Genomic DNA, 399 nt, shown 5'->3' with positions numbered 1-399 from the left:
GAATAGTAGTTTATGTGATGTTTGTAATTGAACAAATAAAAGATGAAATTAATCATTTATCTAAGGAGGCATTTATTTATGGAAAATAAATTATCTGGGGTGTTAGCCGCTACTTTGGCTCTAACGATGAGCCTGCCAACAGGAGCGATAGCGTCTTCTAGTGGTAAGACTCCAGTTGTATCTAGCCAAGAAGTTGCTAGCAAAGATTTGGAGAAGATTGCTGCAGAGAACGCTGAACTGCTCACGAAGTCCTATGAGACGACTAGTGTACAGTATGCGCTGATTGATAATGGTAAACTTATTTTGTCGGGGCAGACAGGTAAGAACGACATAGAAGGGAAAGAACCACTAACCAAAGATACTCTATACGGAATTGGTTCAACCAGTAAAGTATATACG

The 399-nt window shown here is 39.3% G+C and carries 1 protein-coding gene; it reads left to right on the top strand.

Annotated elements, in window-relative coordinates:
- Positions 1 to 42 precede the first annotated feature (42 nt).
- Positions 43 to 399, top strand: a 357-nt coding sequence (locus FL344_RS38325; RefSeq protein WP_228565676.1) for a beta-lactamase family protein, incomplete at its 3' end; no start/stop codon positions are given.

Source organism: Myxococcus sp. AB036A, from assembly GCF_006547355.1.
GTDB lineage: Bacteria > Myxococcota > Myxococcia > Myxococcales > Myxococcaceae > Myxococcus > Myxococcus virescens.
This window is presented reverse-complemented; position numbering and strand designations above follow the sequence as displayed.